Below are 25,780 nucleotides of genomic sequence, written 5' to 3' on the forward strand. Positions count from 1 at the left end.
CCGAAACACATGAATGGAAAAGCAAAAAAGCCAGCCTTCATACGAAGACTGGCTTTTAAGCTAAATAGTGAAATAAATTGCATTATCTAGGTTGGTAACACTACTTAGATTTCACGCCAAACTTAAATGGCCCGATATAACCTGCTTCAGTTTTGCTATCGACACCAGCTGGACGTACATAACCTTTTTTCACTTCACCAAATGGGTGCTGAGTAGTCATCGTCAAATAACCAAAACCATTGATGTCTTTGTACCAGTAAGGCGATGTGGTTTCCGCGCCGAAAGGCACGGTGAAGATGCGTTGCATCTCATCCGACTTGGTGTGATAAGCCCAAACCATATCGTTAGGATGTTTGCTTGTGTCTTCACCCACAACCAACAAATGCGCGCCCGGTAGGTAAGTCAGGTTATCTGGGTTGGCAACACCGTTGATGTCACACTTGTTACCTTCGTACTCAGTGCCTTTATAGCTCTTAGGCGTGCCTTCCAACAAACCAACCATGTTTTTCACCACATAGTCAGAACCGATTTTTTCGTCTTTAGCGACATCTAACTGATAAACACCACCACAGAAGTTATAGTCCAAACGAATATCGTTCGGTCCACCAATATCGTATTTGTCTTTCGACTTACCTTTTTTGGCGTAGTTTTCCATGCCTTCACGTACTTTGGACATAGCGACATACAATTTGTTGTCGTCTGGGTTGAAAGTGATACCTTCTTCCTTATTGAACTCGACTGTCGCACCTTTATAAGCAGCGAAACGACGCGTTTCCAAGCGGCTGGCAATAGCTTCGTCAGCAGCATCGACTTTGCCGTCTTTGTTGACGTCCATCAGCTTCAAACACTCGTGTCCAGCGGATGCATTGATAGATTGGAATCCGGTCGGGCAAGAATCACCTTGCGGATTTGCTGTCTCGAAGATGTCATCAAAATGAGGCTTGGTGGCAACGAAATCTTTCACGGTTTTGTTATCCGCATGCCCTAATGAAATCCATTCGATTTGTGCAGCACCTAGCCCTTTTGACCAGGTTTGATGCCACTTGGCGGCATAAAGTGTTCCCGCGCTTAAATCCTGTGCCTTGTCGGCAACGAACATGAAGAAACCAACGTTCGCACCGTCATCAGACAAATAAACCGTACGGTTGTCTGGCATGACATACGCCAACTCATGCGCGAAACGCCCCATGCTGTAATGTTTGGTGTACTGAGGTTGCCCCTTGTCATTAATAGAGACTTCAGGCGTCCAACCGTAGAAATATGGATTGTTTTTCAGAATGTCACCATGCCAGTAGAACTCACCGACTGACTGATAATAACGGTTACTTTGATAAGGCTTTGGCGCTTTTGGATTGGCATCCGGCTCATATTCTTCCGATCCCAAATGTGACTGCCAAGGTGTGGTGACGCCGGCACAATGTACCCAACCACCAAAATCTTCTTTTTGGCTAATGAATTGCAAGGTGTCCGGTTTCAAATGCAAGTCGCCATCTGGCGTCTGCACAAGTTGGTTGACATACATTGCACCCGGCCCACATTCGAATTGAGACACCATATAAAGCTTGTCATTCTTTTGTAGGATAGACACGTGATCCAAACCAGAACCTTCGCCAGTATCCGTGCCGTTACACAAGTAAGCTGAACCATCAGCTTCGCGAATAACCTTGTCCTGATAATCCTTCACCACACCGAAAGTTTCACCATTGTCTTTCTGTCCAGTTTGCATCAAACGGTAGTAGTCGATGTTTTGTACCTGACCATTAACCGTGACTTGTTTAACTGAACGAATTTCATCCTTTTCTTGCTGAGTAACGGCTGGTGCAATCGGCTGGAACGCTACTGATAATTTGGCAGGTTTTGTTGTACTTGGCTTGGTTGGCTGCTGACTACAAGCGCCTAAGCTTCCTAAAACAACAACAGATAAAATAGAACGATAAAGCAATGAGGTTTTCACGGTACATCCTTAGCATGGTCAAAATAAATATGTCCGTGAAGTGTAAAGATGAAGTGTGAAAACTAAATGACAGGAAAATAAAACTTCTGCGACAAGACACAAAAATCAATCAAGTTTGACCGCTATTGGCTAACAATTAGGCTCTTTCGGTGAGGCACTCATAACCGCCCATTTCAAACTCACGGCAGATCAATGGGCGGTTTTCATAAATACGACAGAGCATCGTAGATCGATCTAGAGCAGCACACCATCCATCATCTAGACGAGCCATGGTCATTCCACCCCAATCATCGACCGCAACATACTCTTCAGGCACGCCTGTATCGGTAATAAGCATGACCTCTAAGCGGCAACAATTTGCCTTGCAAGTCGAGCAGGTTACCTCTTCGTCAGGCAGACTGATGACATCAATTTTCATTTTTATTGCGACCCCATTTTAGAGTTCATTGTATTGATCCATCATTCGAATGATGCCATTCTTTGAGGCTGAGTCACATACGCCTACCCCAGCCTGGTAGATTTTACTTAATTATCGCGATGCAATACGGTAGGACTTCGCTGTGCAGTCGGCATCATCAAAACCTGTTGAATATTGACATGCGCTGGTGCATTCAACACATAGACAATCAGGTCTGCAATGTCTTCCGCACTTAGAGGTTGAAAGCCTTCATAAACCGCGTCTGCTTGTGAGTCATTGCCATCAAAACGAACTTTGGAAAACTCGGTTTCAGCGGCACCTGGGGCAATATTAGAAACACGAATCTCGGTGCCAACCAAGTCTAAGTTCATCGCTTCGCTGAGCGTATGCACCGCAGATTTTGACGCGCAATAAACATTACCACCTGGATAGGTAATACCGCCCGCCATACTACCGATATTGATAATATGCCCTGAGTTTTGCTCACGCATTTTTGGGATGACGGCACGGCTAACGTAAAGCAGACCTTTGATATTGGTGTCGATCATCTGTTCCCATTGCTCGATACGTCCTTCATCGATGTTGCCCAGCCCTAGCGCCAAACCAGCATTGTTAATCAATATATCGACTTGGTGTTTAGCATAAACGTCTGCAAAAACTTGGTTGACCTTGTCGAGCTCCCTTACGTCTAAAACATAGGTATCGACGTCTACTGAATATTGACTCAATGCCGCTTTAAGGTCTGCCAACCTTTCTTCACGACGTGCCATCAAAATCAAATTCACCCCCTGCTCTGCCAAAGCATAGGCACAGGCTTGACCAATACCGGAAGTAGCACCGGTAACAACCGCGGTTTTGTTTTTGATTCGATTAGTGTTAGCCATACTTTTATCTTTTCCCATTTTCTTTTCTATAAGAACTTAAAACGAATACCATAAGTTTAAACCAAATAGTTTTTCACAATCTTGTTCATCTCGCCTTATAAATTTGAGTAATATAGAAAAATAACCTTTTTTAAATTACCGTTATTTTTACATGAATAGATTGAGTTTACCTACCCTTTACCGCGTGCTTGTAGTGGTTATTACCCTGCTGATATCCAATATAGCGATGGCTCAAACCGTTTCTATAGGGGTTCTCAATCAACATCATGATAATAAAGAGGATGCTTTCTGGTCGCAAACTGCTCAATATCTCTCTAAAAAGATTCCCGGTTATAACTTTAATATCAAGCTAATGGGATTGGAGTGTTTAGGTCAAGCGATTGAAAAGCAACAACTGGCTTTTGTTATAACCAACCCCGCACATATCGTTGCACTACAAAAAACAGCTGATGCTCGCCCAATTGCCACTTTGCAAACCCGCTATCAAAATCAGGTGTCTAGCTATTTAGGCGGCGTACTGATTGTTCATTCGGATAGAGCCAAGCTTAAACGACTGTCTGACCTTAGAAATCAGAGTGTGATGGCAGTATCTCCTACTGAGTTTGACGGTTATCAAATCATTGAACGAGAGTTGTTACAAGCTGATTTATCTCCTGAAAAAGATTTTTTCGAAATGTTGTTTACCAATGGTTCGCAAAAAAACATTGTTAAAGCGATTCTAAATGACGAAGCGGACATTGGCATTATCCGCTCTGGTGTTTTGGAAAACATGATTGCCCACAATGAACTGAAACCGGGGCAAATCAAAATTATTCACCCACAAATAACCAGTAATTATTCACCTTTACACAGTAGCAGCATACTGTACCCCAACTGGTCTTTAGCAAAATTAAATCATACCGATATCGCTTTGGCGCGCCAAGTAGCTATCACACTGAAAAACATGCCTAAGCATGAAACCAACTTATCATTTGATGCTCATTATGGCTGGACACAACCGGCAGACTTAACAACCGTTAATGGCTTACTACAGGCATTGAAGCTCCCGCCTTACCAACCTTCGAAAGAAGTGAGTCTTAAACAAATTCTGCAAGAACATGGGTCTGTTGCATTATTGGTAATCACATTTATATTGGTGCTCACGATATTTACTATTCGCTTGAGTCACGTAAACCGTAAATTAGAAACTTCTCAATCAGAGCTCGCAAAAAACAGAGATAATCTTGAGCAACAAGTCATCGAAAGAACCAAGGAACTTTCCTCGGTTAACAACACTTTGGAAGAAGATATTCTTGCTCGTGAAGCCATAGAAGAAACCTTACGCCGAAGCCGCTCAGCACTGCAAGGCTTCTACGAAATATCGGTTAACCCAGAGTTGACTCAGCATGAAAAACTGACCGATCTCATTAAACTCGCGCGTAATCATTTTGGAATGGAAGCGGCTTTTCTATACAAAATCCCGCCGACAGAAGCAGAACCGGAGCAACAGCAACTTAATCTATGCGTTGCAGACGGCGCCACGTTTATGGAAAAAGATATTCTGGCGAATATCCCAACACATTTTGATAAAAATGAATCCGGGGAAATTAAGTGCGTTAAAAACGAACAGGACAACAAATGTTACATCAGCCTGTATGTCATGGTGGAAAACACACCGCATTGTTTGCTGGCTTTTGTTGGCAATAGCAAGTTGAACCCCAATATTGCTCAAGTTGACCAAGACCTATTGCGCCTGTTATCTCAATGGATTGGGTCCAGTATAGAAAGGCAGTCTATTGAAGATGAGCGTGAAAAATATCGCACCCAATTAGGGAAAGTCACCCGCTTATTTACCGTGGGTGAAATCGCGTCGGGGCTGGCACATGAAATCAATCAGCCCTTAACGGCCTCTATCAACTACATTAGCGGTTCACTGCGAAGACTGGAAGATACGTCAGACTCACACATCAAAACCGGTCTGGAACGCTCTCTGGAGAGCTTAAACCAAGCAACCCAGATCATCCGCCGTATGAGAGACTTTGTGCAAATGGGGATCCACCGTGAAGACACCTTTGATTTGGTGCCTTTAATCAAACGGGTTTTAGATCTTCTGGAAACCGAGTCTGGACAGCAACCTATCTCTCTAAAATCCAAAGGAACGGATTCTCCGGTTTTTGTCATAGGCGACCCAGTGCAAATTGAACAAGTAATCCTTAATTTAGTGCGTAATGCCATTGAGGCAACACTACTTCAGCCATCAGAACCGAAAGAAGTCGTGGTCTCCTTAAAAACAATTGGCGACCAAGTTGAAATTTCCGTTTCCGACAATGGACCTGGAATTGATGACAATGAGTTGGAACACATTTTTGATGCATTCCACTCAACCAAAGCAGATGGTATGGGGCTTGGGCTAGCGATTTGCCGAAGCATTATCGAAACACACAATAGCCGTTTGGATGCGCGCAACACAGACAAGGGTGCCGAGTTCTTCTTTAAACTCCCCCATGTTTCAACGCCACCAATATCCGTAACAAAATAAAGGAAGACATGATGAGCCAAACGCCTTGCGTTTATATCGTGGATGACGATCAACAAGTACGAGAATCCTTGGAATGGTTACTGGAAACCATTAACCTGCCAACAAAACTATATTCAAATGGTCAGGATTTTTTGGATGATTTTACGACGGGGCTTCCGGGCTGTGTGATTCTGGACGTGCGTATGCCAAAGATGAACGGCATGGAATTGCATCTGGCGATAAAACAGATAGACCCTAATTTTCCGGTCATTATCGTGACAGGACATGCCGATGTGCCTATGGCGCTTCGCGCGATGAAAGAAGGCGCTTTTGATTTTATTGAGAAACCATACAACGACCAGCACATGCTGGAACGCATTCAAGCGGCGATTGATGAATACAGTAGTTTGCAAGAAAATCATCAGCGCTCGCAAGCTTTGCAAAAACGTTTTGACTCTCTGTCGAAACGTGAACAACAAGTACTTCAAGGCATTCTTCAGGGTAAACCGAATAAATTGATTGCCGACGAGCTCTTTATCAGCATCAAAACCGTTGAAGTTCACCGCTCGAACCTGATGTCGAAGCTGGAAGTGAAGACGGTCACAGACTTAGTTCGCCTAGCGATTGAAGCCAAAAAAGACGGTGTAACCCCTTAATATTTAAGGGGCTTAGGGTTCTCCCTAGTTTATTTCGGGATATTCCCAATTTCCTTTTTCTCTCTCACTTTCTAAACTACTCATCAAATAAACGGCACGGGCAAAAAACAAAACAACAGCCTGATGTTAAGAATGAACAGAGGAGTTTAAAAATGAGCCTAAATCGACGTGAATTTCTTCACATGATGTCTATGGCAGCAGCGGCAGGTATGTTACCTACCTCAAGTTTCGCCATGTCTAAAAAGATGGATTCTTCATCGGAATTGAATGCGTCTATGTACCAAGTCCCGATGAAAGGTAATGTTCGTATCCTTCACTTAACGGACACGCATGCACAGCTGAATCCAATTCACTTCAGAGAACCTAACGTAAACTTAGGTGTAGGCCCTGCTTATAACAAACTGCCACACATTGTCGGTCACAAGTTGTTAAAAGAGCTGAACATTGAACCTAACACGCCTTTAGCACATGCCTTTACTTTCCTAAACTTTCAGGATGCCGCTGAGCAGTACGGTAAAGTTGGTGGGTTTGCACACATCAAAACATTACTGGATAAATTACGCGATCAAGCCGGTGGTCAGCAAAACACCATCACAATGGATGGTGGTGACTTATGGCACGGATCGGCAACGGCACTTTGGACACGTGGACAAGACATGGTAGACGCTTCAAATCTACTTGGCGTGGACATTATGACCGGACATTGGGAATTTACTTACCACGAAGATGAAGTGCTCAGCAACATCAAGCGTTTTAAGGGGGAGTTTCTTGCGCAAAACATGCGTATCAAAGAAGATTCTTTGTTTGGTGATGCCTATCGTAATATGACGGAAAAACACGGCGGTATCGGTCTTTATGATGAAGATAACAGCTTGCCGTTCAAGCCTTACTCTATTAAAGAAATTAACGGCGAACGCGTTGCCATTATCGGTCAAGCCTTCCCTAGAACCGCTAACGCCAACCCAAGAGCGAACTTCCCTGACTGGTCATTCGGCTTGCGTGAAGCGTCTTTACAAAAGAATGTTGATCATATTCGCCAAAATGAAAAAGTTGCCGCCGTTGTCATGATCTCGCATAACGGTATGGACGTTGACATTAAAATGGCGTCTCGCGTAAACGGTATTGATGCCATATTTGGCGGTCATACGCATGATGGTATTCCAAAAACCATTAATATCAAAACACCTGAAGGTGGCGTGTGTTATGTGACCAATGCAGGATCAAATGGTAAGTTCGTCGGTTGTATGGATTTAGACATCCAAAACGGCAAGCTTAAAGGCGTGAACTATACCTTATTGCCTGTTTTCTCAAATCTACTCGCTGCGGATACAACGACCGATTCGTTTATCAAACAACTAAGACAAACCAAATACACTGATTCAATCATTGAATCCCGCAACCCTAAATATGCTCACAATGCAGATCGTTTAGGCAAAACTTACGACCAGATATTGCAAGAAGAGTTAGCGGTTGCGCATGATCCTTTATACCGCCGTGGTAACTTCATTGGTACCTGGGATCAAATCATCGTCAATGCGCTGCGTGAAGAGCATGACACGCAAATTGCATTATCGGCTGGTGTGAGATGGGGTTCTTCAGTACTCAGTGGAGAGAACATCACTATGGAACGTGTGATGGATGTCACATCCATGACTTATGGTGAAACCTATAAATCTGAAATGACAGGTGCACAAATCAAAGATACGCTTGAAGGTGTTTGCGAAAACATTTTCCAAAAAGACCCGTATCTGCAGTCTGGTGGCGACATGGTTCGCGTGGGTGGCTTGGACTATACCTGTGAACCGAATGCCACATTGGGTAAACGCATCAGCAACATACAGTTGGATGATGGTACGGCTATTCAAGCCAATAAAACCTACACTGTTTCAGGTTGGGGGCAAGTCGAAACCATGGGCGCGGGTCGTCCGGTTTGGGACGTGGTTGCCGACTACGTGAGACAACAGAAATCTGGTGTCAAATTAAGCAAGGTGAACCACCCTGCTTTAAAAGGCGTTAAGACCAATCCGGGAATCGAAAGCTACCAAGGGAAATCAATTTAACCTTAGCTAAGAGTCGCACTACACAAATTTCTACCTTATTTAATGTCTTCTGCAATAAGTTGTCTGTCGAAGAAGGTTTGCCTTACCCAAGAAACTGGGTGAGGCTTTTTTATTTGTGGTTTTACTTTATTTTCGGCTTTAAAAACAAACTTATGCCCTGTTTTTCGGCACTACTTAGGGTTAACCCTAATTTATTTGGGGATTCTCCCAATTTTCTTTTTCACGTCAGGCTCTTAAACTGATACTCAAGTCGGGAAATAACTATAAAAAAATAATATACGCACCTTCCCGAAGAACTAAGGAGCATGAAGGAACCTGCAATAACCTCTGATACAAATGGTTTCTTCATAATATATATACATTACAAAATTTGATCTCTTAAACGAAGAATGAACATGTTTAAAAGATTTATAGAATCCGGAAATCTAGGCTACCGGGGGGATTGGTTATATTTAACTTAGCTTAGGTTTCCGACCTTATTTAGTCGATACTGAACAGCCATTTGATTGATAAATGTGCTCTTTCTTATCCACTATAGATGTCTTCTGCAATGAGTTGTCTGTCGAAGAAGGTTTACTTCACCCAATAAATTGGGTGAAGCTTTTTTTGCTCCAAATCCTATTTTACTCAACACCTCTGTTTTCAACACACGTTTCATATTGTGCGATTAAAGCATCCATAACTTTTAATAACGCCTGATACTTATCGGTTCTCTCTAATTGCTCTAGTAACAACATAGTGGCTTCAAGCGTAGACAAGCTTTGTGCATTCTTTTGCTTGCGTATTTTGTAGTTAGAAGGCAAATCAGGATTAATCACAATACGTGGCAGTTTTGCCAATGCGGGATTAAGAAACAGCATCTTTTTGGTTTTCTTCCAAGTACCATCCAAAATCAAAACACGGCAATCTGGTAATGAAAACTCATTAGGAAAGCTCTCTGCTTGATAAGTGGTCACATCCTCTTCTTGCGTTGCTGGGTATAACAAGAAAGTGCGTTTATTCGAGCGAAGAATATCATCTAAGGTGGCTTTTGGAAATTGCTCTCCCACCTCAAAGCGAGTATTTTTCAAGCTAGCATGTGTGAGCCAAGCTGTACCCTTAATATGCTTGGTTTCCAATGGGTGTTGTAAAAAAAACACCTCTACTTGATTATCAAGCTCAGGCAATACAGAGCATAAACATAAACTTTCCAATCGATGGCATTTTGTACAATAGACTCTGGCCATAATGTTAAGCACCTTTAAGTTGATTGGAAAAACCTGATATGACAAGTCCGATGGCACCGATACACTGCCAACAAGCTAAAGACAGCACTTTTTTACTCGGCAACCGGTTTCTAAAACAGCATGGGCAAGCGACAGCAGGTAGAGCGGATTTGCTTTTCACCATCCACTTCGAGCAAACCTTAATCGGCGCAACTTGGTTGCGCCCACTTGATAACTATTTATGGCTGCGCAGTCTTTTTATTATTCCAGAATACCGTCACCAAGGCTTTGCATCAGCATTGCTGAAACATATACAACAATCACTTGGACAAACTCAAAAATCGTCAGGCATTGTCTGCTTGGTAAAACCTGATCTATCAGATTTTTATCAACACAATAGTTACCTTATAGCTGAACTTGCCTCTTTACCCAAAGCAGTTCAAACCACCTTTGAGCCCTATTTAAGACAACACCCAGCCTGGCAGATTTTTATATACGAAACCAGTTTATAAGTGGTTTGCTCGAATATCATCAAGCAGGCCTTTTGATGCGGCGGTTACCAAATCAAAGACATGATCAAAGCCAGCGGGCCCGCCATAGTATGGGTCAGGCACTTCTGTCTCATCGTACTCCGGTGCAAAATCAAGGAACATACGAATTTTTTCACGATGCTCAGGCAAGGCCAGTTCCATTAAATCCATATAGTTTGAACGATCCATTGCCAAGATATAATCGAACTGAATAATATCCCCTAGATCAACCTTCCTAGCGCGTAAATCCGCCATAGGAATCCCACGCGATTCAGCCACTTGCGTAGAGCGAGCATCTGGCTGTTTCCCCACATGATAAGCCGCTGTTCCAGCAGAATCGATCAAAACAAGATCTGACAACGCAGCTTCATCAACCATACGTCTGAACACCGCATGCGCTGTTGGCGAACGGCAAATATTGCCTAAGCAAACAAAAAGAACCCTTACCTTTTCTTTATTTTTCATATACTTACATCCAATCACAAACTAGATTTATGTGAAAAAACTGAGTTTTTTATTAAAAAACTCAATAACTTAAAAAATGTTTTGGGGAAAACTAATCTCAACTACCTTAAAAAGTAAACTCTAAAAATATACTCTGATAGTGATTCAATAATCCGCCTCTAAATTTAGAGCATATTAAATTCAATAAACTTTATTGTGATATATGGTAGAGTTTTTAGTATTTTTTACCACTATTTGACAGATTATGTCTTTATTTCAGAATTTCAAATATTATTGAATGGGGATTATTCATGGCTAACTTTGAATACAAACAACTATCGGAAATTAATTTAGAACAAGAGTTTTTTGATTCATTAAAAGAAGCTTATCCTGAATTTCCGATATGGTATCAAAGAAAGGCCTCAGAAGGCGAATGTGCATATGTTTTATTTAATAAACATCAGCAATTAGATGCTTTCTTATATTTAAAATGTGAAGGACTAGATGAAAATTACTCTGATATAGACCCCCCATTTGAACGGGGAATCAGAGTTAAAGTTGGGACTTTAAAAGCTATTTCTAGGGGAACCCGACTTGGAGAAAGGATAATTAAAAAAATCATTGATTATGCTTCTGAATCTGAAATCTCTGAAGTATATGTAACCGTTTTTGATGAACATGATCACTTAATCGAATTACTGAAAAAATTTGGCTTCATGCATTGGGGGAAAAAGACGAGCACAAGAGAAAATGTTTTAGTCAAAAGACTCGACTTTCACTTTGATGACCAAAACGGCAACTTTGATATTTATAAAAGTTATCCCCTCGTTAATACATCAAATGTAAATTATTGGGTTTTGGGAATTTATCCGGAATTCCATACTAGAATGTTTCCTGATTCCATCTTAACCAATGAGTCATATGAGCTAATTCAGGATGTATCTGAAACCAATACCATTTCTAAAATTTATCTCACAAAACTAGAATGTATATCTCAGATGAAAAGAGGTGACATAATTTTAATTTATAGAACTGGAGATGGCCTATCTGCTGCGAGATATAGAGCGGTAGTTACATCCATTTGCATTGTTGACGAGATAAAAAGTATTTTCGATTTTCAACACGAACTCGACTTTATGAACTACTGTGAAAAAGGAAGCGTATTTACAACAGAAGAATTATCCTATTTTTACCGTTCTAAAAAATACCCAAAGATAATAAAGTTAACCTATAACATTGCCTTACGTCATCGCGTGACAAATGGTGACCTGATTGACCATGTTCACTTGCATCCTCGCTATTGGGGATGCTTCCCTCTTACTAAAGATCAATTTGGACACATTTTTAAAATGGGCCAAGCGAACAGCAACTTATTAGTTCATGTTTGAGGGATAAAAATAATGAATACATCAAGCAAAAACTCACTAGCTGTATGGATTGACGGGACACAAGAATATTACACTTACTCTCTGGATGTAAACCTAAAAATCACAGGGCCTACAACGGAACGCTTTATAGAAATTGGATTAACAGTTCATGAAGTAGAAGGTGCAAAAAAAATAAACTTATTTTGCCCATTTCAAATTGATAGTTCATGCATAGAAAATTTAGGAGAAACGTTAACTAAGAAACCTGACACTCTTGGAGCTATGTTCAACTCCACAGTGTCTGTCAGCTCAGATCCTACGAATGCATCATCAGAAGTCACATTGAACGGTACAAAAAAACTACATATATGTACATTAGGTTCAGATATTTTTGATGTCACACCTTGTGAAAACGATAGTTCATTAATATCTATTAATTTCGATAACTGTATTTCCAAAAAAACTAATAACGGCAGTTATTACTTTCGTTTTAGATTAAATAAACTCCAAGGTCTACATGAAGAAGAGTCCGGCACTCCCTATTGGTTTGCAGGAAAAAAAGAAGAATATTCTTACTTAGATTTTAGAGTCAATATGCCTAGAAGCCTACCAAACAGTATTGCCGTTAAAGCTTTCAAAGATAAGCTATTACGGATTCATGTTTTTCTGCTGGTTGATACAAGTCAAAAAATCGTATTTGGTACAAAATCACCTAAGGACACTAGGTTATTAGAAAAAGATGACTGGAAAGGGTATTTCCCTAAAAAAAATAAGGCTTTTTCTTTTCTTCATACCGAGGAAGATAAGGCTAAAATCGTCGCCTACCATTGGAAGAAAGAGTACTCATATGAAAACGATGCTAATAATGACTATGATTTATTTGTAAAACTAATAACAGAAAAAAGTAATAAAAAAATAATTCTGACTGCAGCTATTTTCACTCTAATATTTGGTTCTGCTTCCGGTGTCCTCGGGAATTATGCATTTAAAGCATTAGAGGACACCACTTATCCTGATGCATTATCTAAGCCTAACCAGGTTAAAAAAGCAGAGAATCCTGCATATGACAAAAAGACTCAAATAAAGCTATCTACTCAGCCAAATAGCAAAAAGACTGTGGTGGGACCTTAATTCCAAGCTTTTTTAAGTCAAAAGGTTTTTCATATTCTTGTGGTGAAGATATTTTCAATGCAAAGGCTGTTTCTCTGCCCAAAAAATATTGATCAAAATAATCTTTCTCAATCCCTGAATATTTAAATGTTTTGCACCACAAATCCTCCGGTGGCATTGATAGTATAGCTTGGACATCAAATTCACCAACGACCTTCTGGACTGGACTCGAAGCATAAATCACTACAGAACGTACATTCTGATTTTTAAACACTACTTTTCTAAATTCAAAGCGCTTCTGCCCTGATAAAATCTTTTCCGCGAACTCAGGTTTGATTGACAGTAATACTCTCACTCACAATGCCCTTTTATTTCTAATCGTTATGCCAAATTTAAAAATGTATTTTGCACTATATAAACATCAATTTGGATATTTTTTCTGTGGTAAGGCACCTGTTTTTTAACAAAACTTATAGCTACTAAAGACAAGTTTGTTAGTAACTTTGATAATTTTAAGATAGGTAATACTTCTGATATCTGCGCTAAAATTCTTCGCAAAAACGTCGGATATTTGACCAATTAATGCAAGATTAATTTGTTAAAACATGGCACTCATAAAAGCTAACAAAATTGTTAGCTCTCTAGCATTTTGGGAGATAATTACCCATCCAGAGGCAAAACTTGCCTACAACTGAAAGTCATACTTCCAGTTTGTTTTAGGGATAATTTGAAAAATGATATTAATCTCTTTAAAATCAATGTATTACAATAAACCCCTCTTATTGCCTAAGCAAACAAAAATAACAGATACCTTATGACTCATAACTCTCTCAAATTTATTATTAAAATCGCTAAAATAGCCACATTCTAACCAAAACTCAAAACTCAAAACTCAAACCTCAATAAAGATAAGCAAATTTATTCGTATCAACTTCATGAACAAATCAGCCAGTAAAAACACCAAAACCGGTGGCAGAACCTCTGCCAAACCACCTATTTTACTGATTCCCTTTGCGGAAGATTGGCTGGTGTATGAAGATGCTGATGTAATTGTCGTTAACAAACCATCCGGGCTATTATCTGTACCAGGACGAGATGCCGATCCTTTAGCAAGCTTAATAGGGCAGGTTCAAACCCGCACGCCAGAAGCATTGATTGTTCATCGGTTGGACATGGATACCTCTGGCCTAATGGTGCTAGCCAAAAATGCGGAGGCGCATCGAAACCTAAGCCGTCAATTTGAAATGCGTGAAACGGCCAAACAATATCAAGCCATCTGCTTTGGGTGCCCTTCTCAATCTGGTGGTCAAGTCTGCCAACCAATGCGGTGTGATTGGGAAAACCGCCCGCTACAAATGATAGATTTTAAATATGGTAAGTTCGCACAAACCCTGTGGCAGCAGGAACAACAACTTGAAAACAGTTTCAAAGTACTGCTCACCCCTATTACAGGCCGTTCTCACCAACTTCGCCTTCATATGAAACAACTCGGGCATCCTATGCTAGGCGACAACTTATATGCCGACCAACCTAATCAACAAGCATTTAAACGACTGCATTTACACGCGTTTCAATTAGGCTTTAAACACCCAACAACTCAAAAACACATGGCTTTCAATCAAATAGCAGATTTCTGGTAGCTTTGCGAGCCAACATCAAATGGCATAAAAACTGCTATGGAAGTTGGCAATTGAATTCATTGGAAGCTGAAAAGCCCGCCTAACAACTTTGAAAGTTAGCATTTTGGGCGTAAAGTAACCCTTTAAAGACGCTCACATTGCAAGTGTTTAGCTCAGGAAGGACAGAGTTATGTCAGAAGTAGATTTGGAAAAAGATGACCAAGCCACAAAAGAAATGCTTGAAATGATGGGAGAAATCCCTGAAGAAAACATTTATAAGGACGGGACGGGCGTGTCTCGACAGGCGGAAGAAATGATGGACAAACTACGTGATACCGACACTTTGAAAGAAGGCAATGATGCTTCAGCAGATGATCTTCTCGATGTACTAAGTGAACTCGATACTGAAAATGAAGATGTTGTTGAAGTACCAGAACCATCAGAGATCGAAGTGCCAGAACCTATTACAAATGAAGTAGCTTCGGATAGCTCGGACGAGGAGCTTGAAAGTACCACAGATGATGTCGAATCCGCTGCTGACGCAGAAATGATGGCCATGCTTGACGACGTAGAGAATCAAACCGATGAGGCAGAGTTAGTCGCAGAAATGCCGGAGGCTGAAACAACAACTGAAGATGCAGCCGAGCCAGTTACGGAAGAGCCTGTTGCAGAAGAGCCTGCTATCGAAGAACCAGTTTTAGAAGACACTGTTGAAGACACTGTTGAAGACGCTATGCCTAGTGAAGACATGCCTGAAGATTCAACCGATGATTTATTGGATGAAGTGGCAAGCCTAACAGAAGATGAAACGGCTCCATCTGTTGAAACCAGTGCAGAAGATATCGCGGAGCTTGAAGACATCATGGGCGATATTCCAGAAGCTGTTGAAACCGAAATGGCAACAGCATTAGAAGACGATGATTTGACAAAAGAATTAGAACCAGAAGCAGAAGGTGCACAGGTCAATGACATCCTAGATCAAGTAGAAGCTGAAACGTCTACTGAAGATGAAGAACCTTCCGCTGAAGACGATTCAGCAGAAACCGTAGCTGTTGATGATGAAGCGACTGTTGAAGAAAATGAAGAACCAATGATCGCAGACGAACCTGCCGAGCTAGATGATCTGGAAGATGAGATTGAGCCTAGTGCTGTAACCGAAGAACCCGTTGTCATGGAAGAAGCGGTAACTGAAGATGAGGCATCGCCAATATCCACCAATCAAGCAAATGAGTCTGTTGAGATCATGGAGCAAGCTGTCACTTTGGATGAAGAAATTCAAGAACTGGCCGACAAAGTTTCTAAAACAGCGAAAGAAGCCACGTTAATGGCGATTGAAGTGAGCAAAAAAGCACATGATGCAGCTGACCGCACACAACAAGCGATAGAAGAAACTTTTAAAGCGACCGAAAGAGCATTTGAAGCGGCTAAAAAAGCTAACTATCAAATTGAATCGGCACAATTAAACTATGAAGCTTCAGGCCAGGATATTAGTGCTATTTTGAATGAGTTGCGTTCCAAAAATGATAATTTGCTTCAGCACAATGAACAGCTCAAACAAAAAATAAACGACCTGACAAAATAATAAATGCAATTGTAAAAAGGCATACGCCATGAGTGAAACTGATATGACCGCTGACAACAACTCAATCACGGACGATCTTCTAGATGAACTGGATAAGCTGGAAACCAGCACAAACACCATGGAATCGGAAGTAGAACGCGTGACTGAAAATCAGGAAACGCTTGCTAAAACAGATAGCCCAAACGCTATTGAAGCGGCAACCATTTCTTTAGAGTCGGCAAAAACTGCCCAACAGGCAGCTGAGCAATGTCAGTCAGCCACCGAAACAGCCGTTCAACTTTCTCAGGAACAAAAACGACAAGCCATGGAGCTTGCGGACTCTAATGTTGCTTGGCGTCAGTCTGTTAGAAACGTTAATAAAGAACTAGAATCAAATAAAAGTGCTACCACCATTGTACTGGTGATCGCTATTGTCGTCAGTGTTCTCTCAACGAGTATTATGGGCTTTTTGTTTTACAGCGTTCAGAAGAAAAACGAATCCCTCAAGGGTGAAGTGACCGATATCATTTCTACCCAGACAGAACTGCTCAATAAGAAAATGACATTAAAAACTGATCAAATGGCATCACTGGTTGAATCCATTGTTGCGAGCAATCAGCATAGAGCAACCAAAATGCAAGAGGCACCGGCTCCAGTTACGCCTAAACCTCAAGCTACTCCTCAACCAGTACCAAAAGCACTACCTGAAGCTCAAGCACCAGCTGCTCCAGCAACAACCGTAACAGCTGAAATGGATGCTGAGCTGAAGAAACAAATTGCACACTTGTCGCAAATTCAGCAGCAACAAATGAGTAAATTGGATGACATGATTGCTGAGTTGACTAAACAGCAAAAAACTGAAGATAAAAAGTTATCTAAAGCGACAGATACCACTGCAATCAAAACCGCACCGATTGAAGTTACCTCTATGGGCTTAACTGAATCACAGGTTAAAAAATTAAACGCTATTCTTTGGCGGGTGAGCAACTTAGGAAAACAAATGAAGTCAGTAAAAGCATCACTGGCTCAACTTAAAAAATCGCCTACTGCTAAAAAAGCTACAGCAAAAGATAAAACTGCGGCTCAAGAAAATTTATCATCTATCCAGTCATCTTTAAAGTCTCTTTCTGAGCAGCTACAAGAGGTTAAAACACAGCAAAACGACTTGAAGATACAACTTGAAGCAATAAAAGAAAGTAATAAAAAAACTGAGGTACCAGCTGGCAGCTACGAATTTAAAGCTCGGTAACAACAATAAGCCTACATAAAAAAGGCTAGGTATTGACCTAGCCTTTTTCTATTTAAATGATTGTTCGAGCACTACCCCAGCCTGGCAGATTTTTCTTTTCTTAATCAATCGCCTGCAAACATTAAATCGTAAGGGCGCTGACAATCATCTAACAATTTACTCAAGCTAAAGCTTCTAATCTCTTCGACAAACTTTTGGCCACCAAAATAGACTTGAACAACCGGTAAGGTGAAAATACTTTGTTGAGAGCAAATACCTGTTGTTAGATGACAATCAATATAGACCATTTCAATCTTCGGGAAACGTTCTGAGAACATCTCGATTAATTTTGGTTTGATTGCATGGCATACATTGCACTCCTGCCCCCCAAAAAGCACCAACAAGGCATCTTTTTCTGCTTTTAGGGTATCTAGTACTTCTAATTCTTTTATTGTCTGCATGTGGCTTCTTCTATCTTCTTTGTAAAGAAACGCTAATTATACTCTGTTCATAATAAAAACCTGTCGTAACCGAACCATGATATTCGTTGGTTCAATGCGTATAATGATTCTAAACAGACACAAATCATAAGGAAGGCTTGAAGTGTCAAACTCAAATACATTCTTCGCAAAACTCGTTTTACTTCTAGTTGCCTTACTATTAAACGGATGTACTCTCTCTCATAAACCGACATTGGAGCAAATCAACCAAGACTCTACACAATTCTTTAATAATGAATTTCAAGGCATTTTCTTGGCATCTCAAGTCACAAAAGAAAATGGTTACAATGAAAACGACAACCATTATGTAGCAGAAATGTCTATTGTTGCGACAGCTCAAATCACCTTGGAGAACTATCTCTTAACTCTAAAAGATAATGACAGCTATACACCAATGGAAAAAGCTCACCTTGCATTACAGATTGGATTATTAAAGCTCACGTTACCAGAGTTTCAAGCAGGTGATCAGTTGACGTTTAAAAGACGCTTTCTATTTATTAAAACCGATAATGGATGGCAATTACGTAAGCAGTTAAAAAACGCTGAGCAACATCCGGTTTTATAAAAAGCCGAACAAGTTACTTTAAGGCTTAGTTAACCAAGCTGCACCTCTGACGCCACTTGAGTCACCCCATTGGGCTTTTTGTAACTGTGTTACAACTTGGTCGCTGAATACCCATTCTTCCCAGATTTGTGGTACACGCTGGTAAAGGTAATCAATATTAGACATGCCTCCACCCAACACAATCACATCCGGGTCAAAAATATTGATTACCGAAGCCAATCCTTTTGCCAACCAAACACAATAGTGCTCTAAAGCCTGAGCGGCATCTGTTGAAAGTTCATCTTGATTAAACTGTGCGCTGGCGACAATTTCTTGAGCGGTTAACAATTTACCAGATGTTTGCTCAAAATGTTTGGCAAAACCTGGGCCGGATAAAAATGTCTCAATACAACCTGACTTGCCACAATAGCATGGCATACGAGTTTCATCATCTCCCAACCAAGGTAAGGGGTTATGCCCCCACTCACCGGCAATCAGGTTGGCACCATCTAATACTTGGTTTTTGATAACCAAACCGCCACCACAACCCGTGCCTATTATGACGCCAAAAACTGTTTGAGCACCTTTCCCAGCACCATCAATCGCTTCAGACAATGCAAAGCAGTTTGCATCATTAGATAGACGTACAGGGCAATTCAAACGATCCATCAGGTCATTTTTTAAGTCTTTATCGATCAAACAAACCGAGTTTGCATTTTTAATGCGACCAGTCTTTTGAGAGATAGCACCAGGAATACCGATACCCAGTGCAGAGAGTTTACCTACAGCCTGTTCGGCTTGTGTAAACAATGAAACGATAGTATCCAATGTTTTTTGATAATGACCTTGTGGCGTAGCCACACGTTGGCGAAACAGTATTTCATTGTTATCTGATAACACAATGATTTCAATTTTAGTTCCGCCTAAATCAACGCCACAAAACATCATACTTAGCCTTAATCGTTACTTGCGTAAGAACACGGTGAAATCATTAGGCAGATAATCCATTTTGACTTCAACATGAGAACAAAAAGTCTGACAAAACCTTTTTACTTTTTGTGGATCAAAGCTCATTAGGTCTGCGCATTGAAAAGTCCATTCATGAGTTTGGTTCAATAAATTGAATGCTACACCTTGCTTTGAGAGCTCATACATTTTTCGGATAACACCAAAAGCATATTCTCCCGAATCATCAATGACTTCATTAAGCGCACCTGACATAAACACCCAATCAAAAGACTCATTTTCTAGTTCAAAATCATATATTTCACCATTTAAAAACTTGAGATCAGGGTAGATATTTTGTGATGCAAAAATCATATCTGGAGAGACATCTAAGCCAACATAATTCACAGCCAACCCATGATGAGTAAAGTATTTATAAAGATCAGCAAAACCACAGCCGACATCTAATACTTTAGGCTGCCCTGCTAGCTTTGGTTGCGCCTCCATCCAATCCAAAAATTGAGCGAAGCGCAACTCTTGAACGTATTTGTCTTTCCAAAACAAAGCAGCAGGTTTATAACCATAACGCTCTATAGAGGCTTTATGACGTGTAACAATTCTTAGCCGGTGTTTTTCTGTAAGCTTTGGCATTTACTGTCCGGATTCAATTGACTTCAACCAGTGAATTTCTTCTTCAGAAAAACCAGCTTCTTGTCTTGCTTCAAAATTAAACGGGCCTCTTAAATCACCATGAAAATAGCTTTCGATGATATTCACAAATTCTTTAAATGGATTTAAGCCAGCTTCTTTGCACAAGTAACGGAACCATCTTGTTCCCACCTCTACATGCCCTATTTCATCATTCAGAAGGATCTTTAAAATTTCTACCCCACGCTTATCGCCAATGGCACGTAACTTCTTTATCATAGGAGGCGTGACATCAAGACCTCTTGCTTCAAGTGTTCTAGGGACTAGTGCCATTCTAACAATAGGATCATGATCCGTTTCAAAAGTTGTTACCCATAAACCGTTATGAGCTTTGAAGTCACCATATTCATACCCCAAATGATAAAGATGTTCACGAATCATCTGAAAATGATAAGACTCTTCTGTCGCGACTCTTAACCAGTCTTGGTAGTAAGCTTTTGGTAAAGTCTGAAAACGATACAAAGCATCTAAAGCTAAATTAATCGCATTGAACTCGATATGAGCAATTGAGTGAATAAGCGCAGCATGCCCCTCTGGCGTTCCCAATCTTCTTTTGGGTAAACTTTTAGGTGGCACAAGTTCCGGCAATGCAGGTCTACCTGCATCAGACACACGATAAATCATCTGTGTCGGATTGAAGTTGTATATTCCTTTTTCCCAGCCCTGTTGTAACTGATCGACCAATGAAATTTTTCGGTCAAGATCCTTCTCAATCAAACAAGCATAAGCGGATTCAAAAAAGTTATGTTCTGTCATTTTTACACGATACCCATAAACAAAAAAAGCCGGTAAAAACCGGCTTTTTTTAACTGCTACCTAAAGCGTATTAGTGCTTACGGTAGTAAACACCCATTAGGTATTCAACACCACGGTATTGTTTTGCATCAATAGCTGCAAACAACTTAGCCCATTGAAGCTTCTCAGCACCAGTCATGTAGTATGAAGGGTTGTGAGTTTCTACTGCAACTTTGCTACCAGCTCTTTTTTGAATATCTGGCGCTTGCTCAAGCTTATCTAGTGCTGCAAAACATTGTGCAACTGTAGTTTTTTGCTTGTAAGCTTTAGCAGCCTTAGCACCTTGTTCCTTACCAAGTTTAATAACCATGTTACCATCAGCAACACATTGGTCATAAGTTGATTCAGCAGCTTGAACGTTCATTGAAAGTGCTGCTACAGCAGAAATAAAGAGTGCTTTTAGTGTTAAGTGTTTCATTTAACTACTCCAGAATATTAGGGTACGATTATATTTAACGAAGCTATTGTGAATGTTTTAACAGTAAATTGCAACTGTAAATCCTGAAATCCAGACTAAAAAAAATTAGCACGGTATAAGGCAATTTTATGTCGCTAAACCTTTACGGAACCCTTGAGAAAAAGCTGCTTTGAATAGGCATAAGCCCAAAGTGCAAAACAGACTAATGTCAATAAAAAAACCAACTGAGAAATGCCATGCCATTGTGCAAACGATAGCTGCATGACGTGACCTGTCATATCATGGATTTTTAACCATTCCATCTTGGGTGAAATGAACCACTGATTCACGGCAACCATAATGGCAGTAATCACTAACCACATTTCTCTTTTCATTCTGCATGCTTGGGTCAGCATCAATCCAAATAAGATAAACAGTATGATAGCCAGATCAAAAAAATAAAGTCCATTCAACAAAACAGACATCACTTGACCTGCTTGTACCTTATCTAACAAACTAAACAATACAGGTGCAACGACATAACCTATTGTGATATTTACCGTTAACCAAACTGCAGAAAGAAAGATGAGCTTTAGCATTAGATATACTGAATCTCAACGATTTCGTAGTCGATATTACCACTCGGTGCTGCAACTACAACTTCTTCGCCTTCTTCTTTACCAATAAGCGCACGCGCAATTGGAGAATTGACAGAGATTTTTCCTTGATTAATATCAGCTTCTTCATGACCAACAATCTTATAGGTCATTTCTTCATCAGTATCGATATTCAATACCGTTACTGTAGCACCAAAAACAACTTTTCCATTTGGTTTTAGCTTGCTGACATCGATAATTTGAACTGTTCCCAAAATATGCTCGATTTTAGCAATGCGAGCTTCAATCAAACCTTGTTGTTCACGAGCTGCATGGTATTCAGCATTTTCTTTCAAATCTCCATGCTCACGCGCTACGGCAATAGCTGTAGAAATAGCGGGACGATCTTCTTTTTTAAGCTTGTTTAGCTCAACTTGCAGTGCATCTGCACCTTCTTTTGTCATTGGATGTCTTTGCATACCTATACCTCAAAACAAAAACGCCAAGTCCAAAGACTTGGCGCTACAAAAGTTACTTAATCAAATTATCGAATATTTTGTAAACGCGTTACTTTCTGGTTATCCAAATATTCCATAGATGCAACCATCGCCAAAGCACCTGCCATTGTAGTTGTATAGCAGATTTTGTGCATTAACGCTTCACGACGAATGCTTGAAGAGTCTTTAATACTAACAGATCCATCAGAAGTGTTAACAATCAAATCAACATCTTCATTTACAATCGAGTCAACAATATTCGGGCGGCCTTCTGTTACTTTATTAACCGCTTCACATTCAATGCCAGCTTCTTGCAATGTTTTCGCTGTACCTCGAGTAGCCAAAAGCGTAAAGCCTTTTTCTACCAACTGACGAGCCAAATCAATCACCTTAACTCTATCAGCTTGACGTACACTTAAAAATGCTTTCCCAGAAGTTGGTAGCACCGTACCACCAGCCAATTGTGCTTTCTGATAAGCTTCGGCAAAAGTATCACCTACGCCCATTACTTCCCCAGTTGATTTCATTTCAGGCCCAAGAATAGGGTCTACACCTAGGAATTTAATGAATGGGAAAACCGCTTCTTTAACAGAGAAATGCTCTGGACGAATTTCTTTCGTAAACTCTTGCTCAGATAGTTTTTGTCCTACCATACAGCGTGCTGCAATTTTTGCCAGAGGCTTACCAATTGCTTTCGATACAAATGGTACTGTACGAGAAGCGCGAGGATTAACTTCTAAAACGTAGATATCTTCACCCTTAACGGCAAACTGCGTATTCATTAAACCGACAACATTCAAAGCTTTTGCCATCTTAGCAACTTGAACACGAATTTCATCTTGAATGTGCATTGGAATACTATAAGGAGGCAATGAACATGCTGAGTCACCTGAGTGAATCCCTGCTTGTTCAATATGCTCCATGACACCACCGATAACAACTTGCTCACCATCACAAATCGCATCGACGTCAAGCTCGACAGCATCATCCAAGAATCGATCTAGCAGTACTGGTGAATCATTCGATACCTTTACAGCCTCAGTCATATAACGAGTCAAGTCTGTATCGTTATAAACGATTTCCATTGCTCGCCCACCTAAAACATAAGAAGGACGCACTACCAATGGGTAACCGATTTCATTTGCCAAAGCCAAGGCTTGATCTTCGCTTCTAGCTGTTCTATTTGGTGGCTGCTTCAACTCTAAACTATGTAATAACTGTTGAAAACGCTCACGATCTTCTGCAAGGTCGATTGACTCAGGTGACGTACCAATAATCGGCACACCAGCCTCTTCCAAGTCCTCTGCAAGTTTCAATGGCGTTTGACCACCATATTGAACGATAACCCCTTTTGGCTTCTCTACTTCAACAATTTCTAACACATCTTCAAGCGTTAGCGGCTCAAAGTACAGTCTGTCAGAGGTGTCATAATCTGTTGAAACCGTTTCAGGGTTACAGTTAACCATAATCGTTTCATAACCATCTTCGCGCATAGCCATAGCCGCGTGAACACAGCAATAATCAAACTCTATTCCCTGACCGATACGGTTCGGACCACCACCCAACACCATGATCTTGTCTTTGTCTGTTGGGCATGCCTCACACTCTTCTTCATAGGTCGAGTACATATATGCCGTACTTGTTTCAAACTCTGCTGCACAAGTATCTACACGTTTAAATACTGGGCGGACATTCAATGTATGTCTAAACTTACGAATAAATGCAGCATCCGTATTCAACAGTTTTGCCAAACGGTTGTCAGAGAAGCCTTTACGTTTCAAATTACGCAAATAATTTTCGTCTAACGCATCCAAACCACGTTGTTTTAAATCATCTTCTATTAAAACAAGCTCTTGAATTTGCGATAGGAACCAAGGATCAATTTTTGAAATATCAAAAACGGTTTCTAAATCCCAACCCGCTCTAAATGCATCAGCAACATACCATAATCTTTCTGGACCAGGTGTTCTTAACTCCTGACGTAAAATATCCTTGATATTCTTTTCTTCAAGCTGCGCTAGAGGCATGATTTCATCAAAACCATCCTTGCCCGTTTCCAGTCCACGTAAAGCTTTTTGAATTGACTCCTGGAAAGAGCGGCCAATTGCCATGACTTCACCAACTGACTTCATTTGTGTCGTCAATCGTGCTTGTGCTTGAGGGAACTTTTCAAAGGTAAAACGAGGGACTTTTGTCACAACATAGTCAATGGTCGGTTCGAATGAAGCTGGTGTTGCACCATCTGTAATATCATTTTTTAATTCATCAAGCGTATAGCCAACCGCTAATTTTGCGGCAACTTTTGCGATAGGGAAACCTGTTGCTTTAGACGCAAGAGCAGAAGAACGAGAAACACGAGGGTTCATCTCGATAATAATCATACGCCCCGTATCAGGGTTAATTGAGAATTGTACGTTTGACCCACCCGTTTCAACACCAATCTCTCGCAATACTGCTAAAGAAGCATTACGCATAATTTGATATTCTTTGTCCGTCAATGTTTGTGCTGGCGCAACAGTAATAGAGTCACCAGTATGAACACCCATTGGGTCTAGGTTTTCGATAGAACAAACTATAATGGCATTGTCGTTCTTGTCTCGAACCACTTCCATTTCATATTCTTTCCAACCAAGGATTGACTCTTCAATCAATAGCTCATTCGTTGGTGACAAATCCAAACCGAACTTACAAATTTCTTCAAATTCCTGCTTGTTGTAGGCAATACCACCACCAGAACCACCCAAAGTAAATGATGGACGGATAACAGTTGGAAAACCAACTTTTTCTTGTACAACCCAAGCTTCTTCCATATTATGTGCAACAGCAGAAACTGGCATATCAAGACCAATTTTTTCCATTGCTTGGCGGAAACGTTCACGGTTTTCAGCTTTATCTATCGCATCTGCATTCGCACCGATAAGCTCTACACCAAACTCTTCCAAAACACCTTTGTCATGCAGTTCTAACGCACAGTTCAGTGCAGTTTGACCACCCATCGTCGGTAAAATAGCATCCGGACGTTCTTTTTCAATAATATTACGAACGGTTTTCCACTCAATCGGCTCAATATAAGTAGCGTCAGCCATTTCAGGGTCTGTCATAATCGTCGCTGGATTAGAATTCACCAGAATGACACGATAACCTTCTTCTCTTAAAGCCTTACATGCTTGTACACCGGAATAGTCGAACTCACAGGCTTGTCCGATAATAATAGGGCCTGCACCAATGATTAAAATACTTTTTATATCTGTTCTTTTTGGCATCG

The 25,780-nt window shown here is 40.6% G+C and carries 24 protein-coding genes; 10 read left to right on the top strand and 14 right to left on the bottom strand.

Going from position 1 to position 25,780, the window contains the following annotated elements:
* Positions 1–100: 100 nt before the first annotated feature.
* From N745_RS0107865 to N745_RS0107875, 3 genes are all read right to left on the bottom strand, one after another.
* On the bottom strand, positions 101–1,954 hold the full coding sequence (locus tag N745_RS0107865; protein ID WP_024851580.1) for an alkaline phosphatase PhoX: 1,854 nt from the start codon (positions 1,952–1,954) through the stop codon (positions 101–103).
* A gap of 136 nt (positions 1,955–2,090) precedes the next feature.
* The gene (locus N745_RS0107870) at positions 2,091–2,372 is read right to left on the bottom strand and encodes a YkgJ family cysteine cluster protein (RefSeq protein WP_024851581.1); all 282 of its coding nucleotides are present in this window, start codon (positions 2,370–2,372) and stop codon (positions 2,091–2,093) included.
* Between the two features lie 107 nt (positions 2,373–2,479).
* Positions 2,480–3,256: an SDR family NAD(P)-dependent oxidoreductase gene (locus N745_RS0107875; RefSeq protein WP_051453439.1), complete on the bottom strand. Its 777-nt coding sequence runs from the start codon at positions 3,254–3,256 to the stop codon at positions 2,480–2,482.
* Positions 3,257–3,416: 160 nt separating this feature from the next.
* On the opposite strand from N745_RS0107875, the gene N745_RS12300 reads away from it, so the two are divergent.
* From N745_RS12300 to N745_RS0107895, 3 genes are all read left to right on the top strand, one after another.
* Positions 3,417–5,774, top strand: coding sequence for a sensor histidine kinase (locus N745_RS12300; protein ID WP_169729908.1), 2,358 nt, complete (start codon positions 3,417–3,419; stop codon positions 5,772–5,774).
* 8 nt (positions 5,775–5,782) lie between these two features.
* Positions 5,783–6,409 carry a response regulator transcription factor gene (locus N745_RS0107885; protein WP_024851584.1) on the top strand — a complete coding sequence of 209 codons (627 nt, stop codon included), beginning with the start codon at positions 5,783–5,785 and terminating at the stop codon, positions 6,407–6,409.
* Between the two features lie 152 nt (positions 6,410–6,561).
* Positions 6,562–8,469, top strand: a complete 1,908-nt coding sequence (locus N745_RS0107895; protein WP_024851585.1) for a 5'-nucleotidase C-terminal domain-containing protein — start codon at positions 6,562–6,564, stop codon at positions 8,467–8,469.
* 623 nt (positions 8,470–9,092) lie between these two features.
* Here N745_RS0107895 and N745_RS0107900 read toward each other — a convergent pair.
* A complete protein-coding gene (locus N745_RS0107900; RefSeq protein WP_084657332.1) occupies positions 9,093–9,695 on the bottom strand; it encodes a tRNA-uridine aminocarboxypropyltransferase in 603 nt (200 codons plus the stop codon).
* A gap of 38 nt (positions 9,696–9,733) precedes the next feature.
* Here N745_RS0107900 and N745_RS0107905 point away from each other — a divergent pair, with 38 nt between their 5' ends.
* The gene (locus N745_RS0107905) at positions 9,734–10,186 is read left to right on the top strand and encodes a GNAT family N-acetyltransferase (protein WP_024851587.1); all 453 of its coding nucleotides are present in this window, start codon (positions 9,734–9,736) and stop codon (positions 10,184–10,186) included.
* On the opposite strand, the gene N745_RS0107910 is transcribed toward N745_RS0107905, so the two are convergent.
* Complete coding sequence (locus tag N745_RS0107910; RefSeq protein ID WP_024851588.1) at positions 10,181–10,669, bottom strand: low molecular weight protein-tyrosine-phosphatase; 489 nt, start codon at positions 10,667–10,669, stop codon at positions 10,181–10,183. The two genes, N745_RS0107905 and N745_RS0107910, sit on opposite strands and share 6 nt — an antisense overlap.
* Positions 10,670–10,959: 290 nt before the next feature.
* Between N745_RS0107910 and N745_RS0107915 the strand changes: the two genes are divergently transcribed.
* Both N745_RS0107915 and N745_RS0107920 read left to right on the top strand, forming a co-directional pair.
* Positions 10,960–12,036, top strand: a complete 1,077-nt coding sequence (locus tag N745_RS0107915) for a GNAT family protein (protein ID WP_024851589.1) — start codon at positions 10,960–10,962, stop codon at positions 12,034–12,036.
* A gap of 12 nt (positions 12,037–12,048) precedes the next feature.
* Complete coding sequence (locus N745_RS0107920) at positions 12,049–13,146, top strand: hypothetical protein (protein WP_024851590.1); 1,098 nt, start codon at positions 12,049–12,051, stop codon at positions 13,144–13,146.
* On the opposite strand, the gene N745_RS0107925 is transcribed toward N745_RS0107920, so the two are convergent.
* Entirely contained in the window at positions 13,106–13,480 is a 375-nt protein-coding gene (locus N745_RS0107925; RefSeq protein WP_024851591.1) for an ASCH domain-containing protein, read from the bottom strand. The two genes, N745_RS0107920 and N745_RS0107925, sit on opposite strands and share 41 nt — an antisense overlap.
* 580 nt (positions 13,481–14,060) lie before the next feature.
* Between N745_RS0107925 and N745_RS0107930 the strand changes: the two genes are divergently transcribed.
* From N745_RS0107930 to N745_RS0107940, 3 genes are all read left to right on the top strand, one after another.
* The gene (locus N745_RS0107930; RefSeq protein ID WP_024851592.1) at positions 14,061–14,765 is read left to right on the top strand and encodes an RluA family pseudouridine synthase; all 705 of its coding nucleotides are present in this window, start codon (positions 14,061–14,063) and stop codon (positions 14,763–14,765) included.
* A 169-nt stretch (positions 14,766–14,934) separates the two neighbouring features.
* Positions 14,935–16,326 carry a midas domain-containing protein gene (locus N745_RS0107935; protein WP_024851593.1) on the top strand — a complete coding sequence of 464 codons (1,392 nt, stop codon included), beginning with the start codon at positions 14,935–14,937 and terminating at the stop codon, positions 16,324–16,326.
* Between the two features lie 28 nt (positions 16,327–16,354).
* Positions 16,355–17,554 (top strand): hypothetical protein, encoded by a 1,200-nt coding sequence (locus N745_RS0107940; protein WP_024851594.1) that lies wholly within the window; start codon positions 16,355–16,357, stop codon positions 17,552–17,554.
* Between the two features lie 104 nt (positions 17,555–17,658).
* Here the strand turns inward: N745_RS0107940 and N745_RS0107945 are convergent, their stop codons facing one another.
* The gene (locus tag N745_RS0107945; RefSeq protein WP_024851595.1) at positions 17,659–17,994 is read right to left on the bottom strand and encodes a thioredoxin family protein; all 336 of its coding nucleotides are present in this window, start codon (positions 17,992–17,994) and stop codon (positions 17,659–17,661) included.
* A gap of 142 nt (positions 17,995–18,136) precedes the next feature.
* Here N745_RS0107945 and N745_RS0107950 point away from each other — a divergent pair, with 142 nt between their 5' ends.
* Positions 18,137–18,598, top strand: a complete 462-nt coding sequence (locus N745_RS0107950) for a hypothetical protein (protein ID WP_024851596.1) — start codon at positions 18,137–18,139, stop codon at positions 18,596–18,598.
* Between the two features lie 18 nt (positions 18,599–18,616).
* Here the strand turns inward: N745_RS0107950 and N745_RS0107955 are convergent, their stop codons facing one another.
* From N745_RS0107955 to carB, 7 genes are all read right to left on the bottom strand, one after another.
* The gene (locus tag N745_RS0107955; RefSeq protein WP_245595673.1) at positions 18,617–19,525 is read right to left on the bottom strand and encodes an ROK family protein; all 909 of its coding nucleotides are present in this window, start codon (positions 19,523–19,525) and stop codon (positions 18,617–18,619) included.
* A 15-nt stretch (positions 19,526–19,540) separates the two neighbouring features.
* Positions 19,541–20,173, bottom strand: coding sequence for a class I SAM-dependent methyltransferase (locus N745_RS0107960; protein WP_024851598.1), 633 nt, complete (start codon positions 20,171–20,173; stop codon positions 19,541–19,543).
* Positions 20,174–20,986: a ferritin-like domain-containing protein gene (locus tag N745_RS0107965; protein WP_051453393.1), complete on the bottom strand. Its 813-nt coding sequence runs from the start codon at positions 20,984–20,986 to the stop codon at positions 20,174–20,176. It lies immediately after the preceding gene.
* Positions 20,987–21,056: 70 nt separating this feature from the next.
* Positions 21,057–21,443, bottom strand: a complete 387-nt coding sequence (locus tag N745_RS0107970) for a hypothetical protein (protein WP_024851600.1) — start codon at positions 21,441–21,443, stop codon at positions 21,057–21,059.
* Between the two features lie 134 nt (positions 21,444–21,577).
* Positions 21,578–22,021 (bottom strand): DUF4149 domain-containing protein, encoded by a 444-nt coding sequence (locus N745_RS0107975; RefSeq protein ID WP_024851601.1) that lies wholly within the window; start codon positions 22,019–22,021, stop codon positions 21,578–21,580.
* Positions 22,021–22,497 carry a transcription elongation factor GreA gene (greA, locus tag N745_RS0107980; RefSeq protein ID WP_024851602.1) on the bottom strand — a complete coding sequence of 159 codons (477 nt, stop codon included), beginning with the start codon at positions 22,495–22,497 and terminating at the stop codon, positions 22,021–22,023. The genes N745_RS0107975 and greA overlap by 1 nt, the downstream gene beginning before the upstream one ends.
* A gap of 65 nt (positions 22,498–22,562) precedes the next feature.
* On the bottom strand, positions 22,563–25,778 hold the full coding sequence (carB, locus tag N745_RS0107985) for a carbamoyl-phosphate synthase large subunit (protein ID WP_024851603.1): 3,216 nt from the start codon (positions 25,776–25,778) through the stop codon (positions 22,563–22,565).
* Between the last annotated feature and the right edge of the window lie 2 nt (positions 25,779–25,780).

The organism is Hydrogenovibrio kuenenii DSM 12350 (assembly GCF_000526715.1).
GTDB classification, from domain to species: Bacteria; Pseudomonadota; Gammaproteobacteria; order Thiomicrospirales; family Thiomicrospiraceae; genus Hydrogenovibrio; species Hydrogenovibrio kuenenii.

What these genes read in the sequence shown, in the direction of transcription:
- N745_RS0107870 (WP_024851581.1), bottom strand. Translation starts at nt 2,372, where the DNA reads ATGAAAATTGATGTCATCAGTCTGCCTGACGAAGAGGTAACCTGCTCG.
- N745_RS0107875 (WP_051453439.1), bottom strand. Translation starts at nt 3,256, where the DNA reads ATGGCTAACACTAATCGAATCAAAAACAAAACCGCGGTTGTTACCGGT.
- N745_RS0107885 (WP_024851584.1), top strand. Translation starts at nt 5,783, where the DNA reads ATGATGAGCCAAACGCCTTGCGTTTATATCGTGGATGACGATCAACAA.
- N745_RS0107895 (WP_024851585.1), top strand. Translation starts at nt 6,562, where the DNA reads ATGAGCCTAAATCGACGTGAATTTCTTCACATGATGTCTATGGCAGCA.
- N745_RS0107900 (WP_084657332.1), bottom strand. Translation starts at nt 9,695, where the DNA reads ATGGCCAGAGTCTATTGTACAAAATGCCATCGATTGGAAAGTTTATGT.
- N745_RS0107905 (WP_024851587.1), top strand. Translation starts at nt 9,734, where the DNA reads ATGACAAGTCCGATGGCACCGATACACTGCCAACAAGCTAAAGACAGC.
- N745_RS0107910 (WP_024851588.1), bottom strand. Translation starts at nt 10,669, where the DNA reads ATGAAAAATAAAGAAAAGGTAAGGGTTCTTTTTGTTTGCTTAGGCAAT.
- N745_RS0107915 (WP_024851589.1), top strand. Translation starts at nt 10,960, where the DNA reads ATGGCTAACTTTGAATACAAACAACTATCGGAAATTAATTTAGAACAA.
- N745_RS0107920 (WP_024851590.1), top strand. Translation starts at nt 12,049, where the DNA reads ATGAATACATCAAGCAAAAACTCACTAGCTGTATGGATTGACGGGACA.
- N745_RS0107930 (WP_024851592.1), top strand. Translation starts at nt 14,061, where the DNA reads ATGAACAAATCAGCCAGTAAAAACACCAAAACCGGTGGCAGAACCTCT.
- N745_RS0107935 (WP_024851593.1), top strand. Translation starts at nt 14,935, where the DNA reads ATGTCAGAAGTAGATTTGGAAAAAGATGACCAAGCCACAAAAGAAATG.
- N745_RS0107940 (WP_024851594.1), top strand. Translation starts at nt 16,355, where the DNA reads ATGAGTGAAACTGATATGACCGCTGACAACAACTCAATCACGGACGAT.
- N745_RS0107945 (WP_024851595.1), bottom strand. Translation starts at nt 17,994, where the DNA reads ATGCAGACAATAAAAGAATTAGAAGTACTAGATACCCTAAAAGCAGAA.
- N745_RS0107955 (WP_245595673.1), bottom strand. Translation starts at nt 19,525, where the DNA reads ATGATGTTTTGTGGCGTTGATTTAGGCGGAACTAAAATTGAAATCATT.
- N745_RS0107960 (WP_024851598.1), bottom strand. Translation starts at nt 20,173, where the DNA reads ATGCCAAAGCTTACAGAAAAACACCGGCTAAGAATTGTTACACGTCAT.
- N745_RS0107965 (WP_051453393.1), bottom strand. Translation starts at nt 20,986, where the DNA reads ATGACAGAACATAACTTTTTTGAATCCGCTTATGCTTGTTTGATTGAG.
- N745_RS0107970 (WP_024851600.1), bottom strand. Translation starts at nt 21,443, where the DNA reads ATGAAACACTTAACACTAAAAGCACTCTTTATTTCTGCTGTAGCAGCA.
- N745_RS0107975 (WP_024851601.1), bottom strand. Translation starts at nt 22,021, where the DNA reads ATGCTAAAGCTCATCTTTCTTTCTGCAGTTTGGTTAACGGTAAATATC.
- greA (WP_024851602.1), bottom strand. Translation starts at nt 22,497, where the DNA reads ATGCAAAGACATCCAATGACAAAAGAAGGTGCAGATGCACTGCAAGTT.
- carB (WP_024851603.1), bottom strand. Translation starts at nt 25,778, where the DNA reads ATGCCAAAAAGAACAGATATAAAAAGTATTTTAATCATTGGTGCAGGC.